The sequence below is a fragment of the Protofrankia sp. CiT1 genome, from assembly GCF_917627335.1.
GTDB lineage: Bacteria > Actinomycetota > Actinomycetes > Frankiales > Frankiaceae > Protofrankia.
This window is the reverse complement of record NZ_CAKJTP010000172.1, coordinates 1-7,616: the sequence shown is the minus strand read 5'-3', so window position 1 is coordinate 7,616 and position 7,616 is coordinate 1. Positions and strand designations below refer to the sequence as shown.

The 7,616-nt window shown below is 65.2% G+C and carries 8 protein-coding genes; 5 read left to right on the top strand and 3 right to left on the bottom strand.

The window, feature by feature from the left end; all coding sequences use genetic code 11:
- The first annotated feature begins 424 nt into the window (after nt 1-424).
- Nucleotides 425-1,963, top strand: coding sequence for a malate dehydrogenase (quinone) (mqo, locus tag MJ785_RS18880; RefSeq protein WP_239308216.1), 1,539 nt, complete (start codon nt 425-427; stop codon nt 1,961-1,963).
- Nucleotides 1,964-2,731: 768 nt separating this feature from the next.
- On the opposite strand, the gene MJ785_RS18875 is transcribed toward mqo, so the two are convergent.
- From MJ785_RS18875 to MJ785_RS18865, 3 genes are all read right to left on the bottom strand, one after another.
- Complete coding sequence (locus MJ785_RS18875) at nt 2,732-3,247, bottom strand: hypothetical protein (protein ID WP_239344907.1); 516 nt, start codon at nt 3,245-3,247, stop codon at nt 2,732-2,734.
- 138 nt (nt 3,248-3,385) lie between these two features.
- Nucleotides 3,386-4,276 carry an ABC transporter permease gene (locus tag MJ785_RS18870; RefSeq protein WP_239308218.1) on the bottom strand — a complete coding sequence of 297 codons (891 nt, stop codon included), beginning with the start codon at nt 4,274-4,276 and terminating at the stop codon, nt 3,386-3,388.
- Entirely contained in the window at nt 4,273-5,301 is a 1,029-nt protein-coding gene (locus tag MJ785_RS18865) for an ATP-binding cassette domain-containing protein (protein WP_308128323.1), read from the bottom strand. Before MJ785_RS18865 ends, MJ785_RS18870 begins: the two co-directional genes overlap by 4 nt.
- Nucleotides 5,302-5,505: 204 nt before the next feature.
- On the opposite strand from MJ785_RS18865, the gene MJ785_RS18860 reads away from it, so the two are divergent.
- From MJ785_RS18860 to MJ785_RS18845, 4 genes are all read left to right on the top strand, one after another.
- Nucleotides 5,506-5,895 carry a hypothetical protein gene (locus tag MJ785_RS18860; RefSeq protein ID WP_239308219.1) on the top strand — a complete coding sequence of 130 codons (390 nt, stop codon included), beginning with the start codon at nt 5,506-5,508 and terminating at the stop codon, nt 5,893-5,895.
- Between the two features lie 300 nt (nt 5,896-6,195).
- Complete coding sequence (locus MJ785_RS18855; protein ID WP_239308220.1) at nt 6,196-6,558, top strand: hypothetical protein; 363 nt, start codon at nt 6,196-6,198, stop codon at nt 6,556-6,558.
- Complete coding sequence (locus MJ785_RS18850; protein ID WP_239308221.1) at nt 6,555-7,220, top strand: hypothetical protein; 666 nt, start codon at nt 6,555-6,557, stop codon at nt 7,218-7,220. The genes MJ785_RS18855 and MJ785_RS18850 overlap by 4 nt, the downstream gene beginning before the upstream one ends.
- 16 nt (nt 7,221-7,236) lie before the next feature.
- On the top strand, nt 7,237-7,533 hold the full coding sequence (locus MJ785_RS18845) for a WXG100 family type VII secretion target (RefSeq protein WP_239308222.1): 297 nt from the start codon (nt 7,237-7,239) through the stop codon (nt 7,531-7,533).
- Nucleotides 7,534-7,616 lie beyond the last annotated feature (83 nt).

Genomic DNA, 7,616 nt, shown 5'->3' with positions numbered 1-7,616 from the left:
TTAATTGATCATGGATCTGTCGCGGGTGCCCTGCCAATGTGCCCAGTGCACGCCGGCTGGACGACGCCCGGCTGGCCGCCGTTTTCCCTCCGCCAGCAGGCCCTCCGGCCTATGTACCCACGCCGTCGCCACCTCGGGCTGAATCCTTCGTGAAAGCATCAGGTTAGCGGTGTGTAAAAATTCTGTCTCCGAATATCATCGGTGGCCGGCGGATGATTCCGCCGTAGGCCGTCAGCCCAGCTCACCAGGCAGACATGCCGGTAGAACATCGGATGGTGCTCACGGCAGGCAGTGGGCCTGGGGACGGCAGGGCCATTCAGCCGCGTGATTCAGGCCTCACAGATTCAATTCTCACTGCGTATAGCCGACTCGTGGGATGGACTTGTGTCAGGTACGAGAATCGCGAAAGAAGGCCGAGAGCCACATGAATCCGCAGTCGCTCACCACGTATAGCGCCCGCCAGACAACCGATGTCGTCCTCATAGGCGCGGGAGTCATGAGCGCCACACTCGGTACCCTACTGCACAGACTTCAGCCGGACTGGTCGATCGATGTGTACGAAAGACTGCCCGGAGTGGCCGAGGAGAGTTCGGATCCATGGAACAACGCGGGCACCGGTCATGCGGCGCTTTGTGAGCTGAACTACACCAGTGAGCTCCCGGACGGCAGCATCGATGTCCGGAAGGCCGTCACCATCAATGAACAGTTCCAGGTGAGCCGCCAGTTCTGGTCGCATCTTGTGGAAGACGGCACAATCACTGATCCGGGAACGTTCATCAATTCGATGCCGCACATGACCTTCGTCCGGGGGGCGGCGGACGTCGACTTCCTCCGCCGACGGTACGAAGCGTTGCGGACCCAGCCGTTGTTTGCGGCCATGGAATTCAGTGACGACCCGGCCGTGATCGAGCGCTGGGCGCCGTTGTTGATCGAACAGCGCAAGCCCGGCGAGCCGATTGCCGCGACCCGTGAGGTGTCCGGCACCGATGTCAACTTCGGCGCGCTGAGCCGGCAGCTCTTTGGCGCGCTGGAGTCGGCTGGGGTGAGGATCCACCTGAACCAGGAGATCAGGAGCCTCACCCAGGCTCCGGACGGCAGCTGGCGGTTGCGGGTGTACCACCGGATGAGTGGGAAAACAAAGGACATAACCGCGCGCTTCGTGTTCGTTGGCGCGGGTGGATGGGCGCTGAAAGTATTGCAGAAATCACGCATACCCGAGGCCAGCGGATTCGCCCTGCTGCCCATCAGCGGCCAGTTCCTCCGCACCGACAACCCGGAGCTCGTCGCCCGGCACCAGGCGAAGGTATACGGCAAGGCGCCGATCGGCGCGCCGCCGATGTCGATGCCGCACCTTGACACCAGAATCGTCGACGGGAAGGCATCGATTCTGTTCGGCCCTTACGCCGGATCGAGCCCGAAGTTCCTCAAGCACGGCTCCGTGTTTGACATGCCGAAGTCCATCCGCCGGCATAACATAATGCCTTTGATCGCCATGGCGAGAGACAACATAGCCCTGGTCGCGCTGTTGCTGAACGCGCTGACCGCGACGCGGAAGAAGAAGATCGAGGAGCTCAGGCAGTTCGTCCCCGGCGGCATGGCCAAGGACTGGCGGATCATCACGGCTGGGCAGCGGGCGCAGATTGTCAAGAAAGATCCACAAAAGGGCGGGATCCTGCAGTTCGGAACAGAGGTGGTCGCCTCGCGCGACGGTACCATCGCCGGGGTTCTCGGCGCTTCCCCCGGGGCCTCAACCGCGGTTCCGATCATGCTTGATCTGCTTGAACGATGCTTCCCCGAGCGTTATGCCGCCTGGCAGGTAGCCTTGAGCGAAATGATCCCGACTTTTGGCCAGCGACTTTCCGACAAGCCAGAACTCGCGGCACGGACGATGGCCGCGACCGCAAAGATTCTTCGTCTGACGGAGATTCCCCGCCCTCTCCCCAGCCGTTCAACGGGCCGATAATGGCTAGCTTGTAAAGATCTCGGCATGCAGACGTGCCCTGGTCACTGTCGGTCGCATGGTAATGATCGACGTTCTTGGCCGCGTTCGGACGCGGTGAGGGCAACCGCTCCATCCGGATATCCGGGGGTACTCGTCCACGTCGAAGCCGGCATGAGGACGACGCACATCCGAAACCGGCGGACTGGCCGCCGCCGGGTGCACCCCCTGCCCTGCCTGAGGCTGATTGGCCGTGCTGGTCAGCCTTGGGCGGAGAGGAGGATGGCCGGAAATCGTGTAACTGCCCAGACTACCCGGATTAGATGATCTGCTGCAAGGCCTTGCAGCAACCCGTGGGCCCGTGAGGTATCAGTCGGAAATCGGACTCGTGTTGTGTCACCTCCGTGTTTTATCGTCTCGGTGCGGACCATCGGGCGTGGTGGGCCGAGCAGTGCTACGGGGGTAGGTCATGCATCGGTCGCTCGGTCGTCAATTGTTCAGCCGTTGGTTCTTTGGTGTTGGGAAAGTAGTTGCCGCGGCGCTTGCGCTTGTGCTACCTCTTGCCGGCTGCCTGGTCACGGGCACAGTTCAACTCCCGTTTCTCCCGGTCGAGCTCGCGATTTCCAGCGATGGATCAATTACTTTAAGTGCAAGTTCGCAGATTGTGACTCCACTGGGGACCTTCAGGCTCCAGGTGTCCGGGGCGAAGAACATTCACGCTCCGTCGGACGGGACCCTGCTCGTCATCCGGCATCCCGTCCGTGGCGTGGCGATGGACAGCTTCTACGGCATTCACCTGCCAGACAAGCTTCGCTTCGTGTTGGACGGTGACTCGAGCATCACGACCAACCGGAACGTCGTGACCCTGAACCTGCGGAACAACGTGCACGGCATCCGGATCCAAAACGTCCAACAGGCGAAGTCCGCGCCGAAGTACGCAACGCAGCAGGTCAGGGTGCTGCCGCCCGCGCCGAAGGCCGCTGAGCCGTCGACATCACCGGCTGCCGCCGGTTCGCCTGCCGCCGCTTCGCCCGCCGCGGTTGCGACCGGCGTTCCATGCCAGGCCGGGTCCGCGACGGCGGCCAGCACGCACGTTGCGTCATCCGCGCCATCGGCCCAGCCCTGTGCGCTGTTGGCGACAGCGGCTCCCGCGAGCCCGAGTACGCCGCCGACGGCTACGCCGGTGCGGACACCGTCCACCATGCCGTCGCCGGAGGCAACTCCTTCGCGCACTCCCCCGAAGACGGCAGACCCCTCATCGACAGGATCCGTTTCACGATCTCCAGCCCAGGGACTGGCGCAGGCCACTTTGATTTCCCCGCGCCCATGATAGGCGGTGACAAGTCCGAGTTTCCTCGGATGGATTCGGGGTGGGGCCACCGTTTAGAGCGCGTTTGAGATCGTCATTCCGGCTCGCTGATCGAAAGCCCGGTCTCAAACACGCTCTCAACGGGACATGGCCCGGTAACGGCGGACGCTCAGCGATCCGAAGAGCGTGACGAGCACCGCGACCCAGATCACGGTGACCAGTATCGGATGCTCCGTAGGGAAGTCCCCGCTGCCGAAGGGGTTCGGATTACCGAACAGCGCCCGCATCGATGCGGTCAGAGTGCTCACCGGATTCCATTCCGCCACCGGCTGCAGCACACCGGGCAGCGTCTGGACGGGGACGAACGCATTGGACAGAAACGTGATCGGGAAGATCGCGGTGAACGCCACCTGCTGGGCGACCTCGACAGTCGGCACCAGCAGCCCGAGCCAGACTCCGACCCAGGCCATCGCGTAGGCGAACAGGAGCCCGAGAGCCACGGCCGCGAGGAAGTCGACGAGTCCGTTGCGTACCCGCCAGCCGACGATGAGGCCTGTGATCATGAGTACCGCGAGAATCGCGGCGTTGTAGATGACGTCGGAGACGGTGCGTCCGGTCAGGAAGGCCGAACGGCTCATCGGCAGCGAGCGGAAGCGGTCGATCAGCCCTTTGGCGAGATCGTCGGTGATGCCGATGGCGGTGGTCGCGGCCGCGAAGGTCAGCGTCTGGGCGAAGATTCCCGCCATGAGGTACTCGCGGTAGGAGCCGCCTCCCGGCAGCGGGATCGCTCCACCGAACACGAAGGAGAAAAGCAGCACGAACATCACTGACTGCAGGATCGCGAAGACCGCCAGCTCGGGGATGCGTGGGATCCGCTTCAGATTGCGCCAGGCGACGACCAGCGAGTCGGCCACGACCGACGTGCCAGCGGCAGAGCCGCGCGCTGGCCGCCACGGTGGCCATGAACGTGCGACAAGAGAATCAGCCGCCTGGTGGCCTGGGTGGTCGGGGCCGACGAGACCGGTCATGAGGTTCGTCCCACCGCCGCGGCGGTAGGGGCATCATGATCCGGATGAGCCTCGTTGCCGCCGTCGGCAGGCTCCAACCGCGTGGCATGGCCGGTGAGCGTGAGGAACACGTCGTCGAGTGTCGGCCGGCGCAGCCCGAAGTCGTCCAGCACGATCCCGGCCTCGTCAAGGGCGCGAATGACAGCGGCGAGCTTGCGCGTACCGCCGTCGGCGGGCGCGGTCAGGCGTTTTGCCCGTTCATCAACGGTGGCGTCGGCGACACAGTGGCGGGAGATGATGTGGCGGGCCTGGACGAGGTCCGCTGGGTCGTTCACAACGATTTCGATCCGTTCGCCGCCGATCTGCGACTTGAGCTCAGCGGCTGTGCCACGAGCGATGATTTTACCGGCGTCGACCACGGCGACGACGTCGGCAAGTGCGTCGGCTTCCTCCAGGTACTGCGTTGTCAACAGCAGCGTTGAGCCCTTGCGGACGAGGTCGCGGATGGCGTTCCACATCGACAGTCGGCTGCGTGGATCGAGCCCGGTGGTCGGTTCGTCGAGGAAAAGCAGCCGCGGGTGGCCGATGAGGGCGGAGGCGAGGTCAAGGCGGCGGCGCATCCCCCCGGAGTAGGTCTTGACGACGTTGTCCGCCGCGTCGGACAGCCCGAACTGCTCGAGAAGCTCGCCAGCGCGGCTGCGGGCCGTACGGCCCGGCAGCTGGTAAAGCCGGCCGAACATCCACAGGTTCTCGGCACCGGTGAGATTCTCGTCGACGGCGGCGTACTGCCCGGACAGGCCGACGAGCCGGCGCAGCCGTTGTGCGTCGCGTACCACGTCATGACCGAGTACCGTCGCCCGGCCGCTGTCGGGTCGCAGCAGCGTGGCCAGGATGCGAACGGTGGTGGTCTTGCCCGCGCCGTTGGGGCCGAGCAGCCCGAGGATCGTGCCCTCGGCGACCTCCAGATCGAGGCCGTCGAGCGCGCGCACCAGGCCGGCGCGGGTCTTGTACACCTTGGTGAGGGCTTGCGCGGTGATGGCCGGCACGAAGCGTCCTCCTTCCAGACGTTGGACAACCAACGGCGAGATCACAACCCGCCTGGGCCTCGTCGTACGCCGGGTTTCACCTCCTGTCCCCGGCCCCAAGTATCGGTCGACGCGGCGAAAGCCACCTGCCCGCGCGTCCTGCCGTGTCCGAGCCCGGATCCCGGCGGCGACCCGCTAAGCTGCCCACCGGACTTGGAGGGGCGAATGCGGACATGGTGGGCGGCGGCGCTGGTGGCCGTCGCGCTGGTGGCAGGGTGCGGCGGGGAAGGCACAGCCCCTGAGGAGACGCCGCCCCCGAACACGCCCGGCTACCGGCTCGCCGTGCTCGACGGCGAGGTGGACCCGAGCCTGGCGACCATCCAACGGTACGACAGCGCCATCCAGACGGTGGCGAGCGGATGCAAGGGAAGCGTCGTGGAAGTCGCCAGGCTCGCGCAGGAGTCGCGGGACGCGCTGACCAACGGCAAAGTCTTCGAGGACCTCATCGTCATCCTCAGGGATGTCTCGGGCTACACGGCGGGCGCCGCCGACTGCAAGGCGGCCTTCACCAGCTATGTGATCGTCGAACTCAAGGGCGAGGACGAGACCAGCTGACCGGCGGTACTGGTCGATCGGCGCAGCGCGGGCATCAGGCCGCGCGGATGCCCGCGGGGCCGCGGAGGGATTTCCGCTGAGTGGCATTGAAGCCGCCAGCCACGTCCGCCGGAAATCCCGGTATCCCCGATGAACGGTCCTGGTGATGCTTCGATTGTCGCTGACTTGTCTGACCCCGCCCCGCGCATGTGGTTGTGTAGCCCACGATGCGTCCACTCCAGCGCATGCCCGAGTGGAACCACCTGATAGGTGTGTGGTTCCATCTGCGATGCGCGTGGTTGTGAAAGGGGTGATGAAGTGGTGGCGAGTATCTTCGGGGGCGATCCCGAGGTCGCCCGGCAGGTGTCCGGCGAGTTGGCGGACATCCGCGGCACGCTTGCCTCTCTCGGCGCGGTCTTCGACGGCCTGCACGGCGTGACCGGCTCCGACGAGGTCGAGACGGCGCTGCGTCATTTCGTCACCCAGTCATCGGACAGCCGTAATTCGCTTGACAAGTTGTTGGAGCGGGCGTCCGGCCTGCTTCGCGGGTTGGCTGAGGGCGCGCTCGATGTGGATTCCGGCCTTGCCGGTGTGCTCACGTCAACCGCGCCCGCGAGCGCTGAATCAGCACGTCCGGATACCCATGCGTCCGCTTCGCCGGTGGTGGCGGGTGGCGCGGTATGAGCGCGGCTGCCAACGGTAAGACGGCCACGGGCGCGCCCACCTGGTTCACGCTCCGGGTGCCGGCCTCCTGGTTCGAGTTCGACGTGTGGCGAGCCACCCGTACCGGTGACCTCGCGCGGCTGGTTGACGCTCGGCTCGCGGCACTCCCGCAGCTGCGGCCACAGCGGTCGGCGCTGCTCAAGCTGTTGCGGGAGATCGCCGAGCGGGCCGAGCGGCAGGGGGCTGTTTACTGCGCGGCCACCGCTGAACTGGTGGAGGGTTCCGACGGTCTGGTGGCCAGCATGATGGTGTTCCATACCGATGGCGCGCCGAACGTCGCGGACAACACGGTTGAGGCGATCGCCGGCCAGGTCACCGCCATGGCGCCGGCGGACGGTAGATCTTCCTGGCGCACCGTGACGATTGTCGAGATGCAGGCTGGCCGGGCCGTGCGCATTCGCGGGGTTGAGCGGCCTGAGCCGGACGGGGTGCCGATCGACGCCGTTGTCATGCAGACCCTCATTCCCGTACCCGATGGCCGTGGCGTACTCAATGTCGTCCTGAGCAGTCCGCACGTCGACATCGCCGAGGAACTGTTTGAGCTGTTCGACGCCGTCAGCGACACGCTGGCCTGGTCCCAGGACCGCCCGGAGCAGCTGGCTGCCACGGATTCACCCACCTGATGAAAGAGAGCGTGTCATGGCCAACGTCCACGTCGACTACGCAGCGCTGGAGAACACGGCGTCCAGGCTCACCAGCGGTCAGCAGGAGATGGAAACCCAGCTGACGCAGCTCAAAGCTCTGATCGACAACCTGGTCGGCAGCGGCTTCATCACCGATCAGGCGTCCGGGAAGTTTCAGGCGTCGTATGAGCAGTGGAACACCGGTACGAGGAACGCCATTGCCGGGCTTGAAGGCATGGGTGGTTTCCTCAAACTGGCTATTTCGCAGCACCAGCAGCTCGACGCCACGCTCAGCCAGTCGGCGGGTGCCTGACCACGCTGCCGGAGGCCTCGACAAGCCCGGTAGGCCCAGGTAGTAGACCCAAGGGAGAACAGCGGTGGGCGACTGGGGTGTGC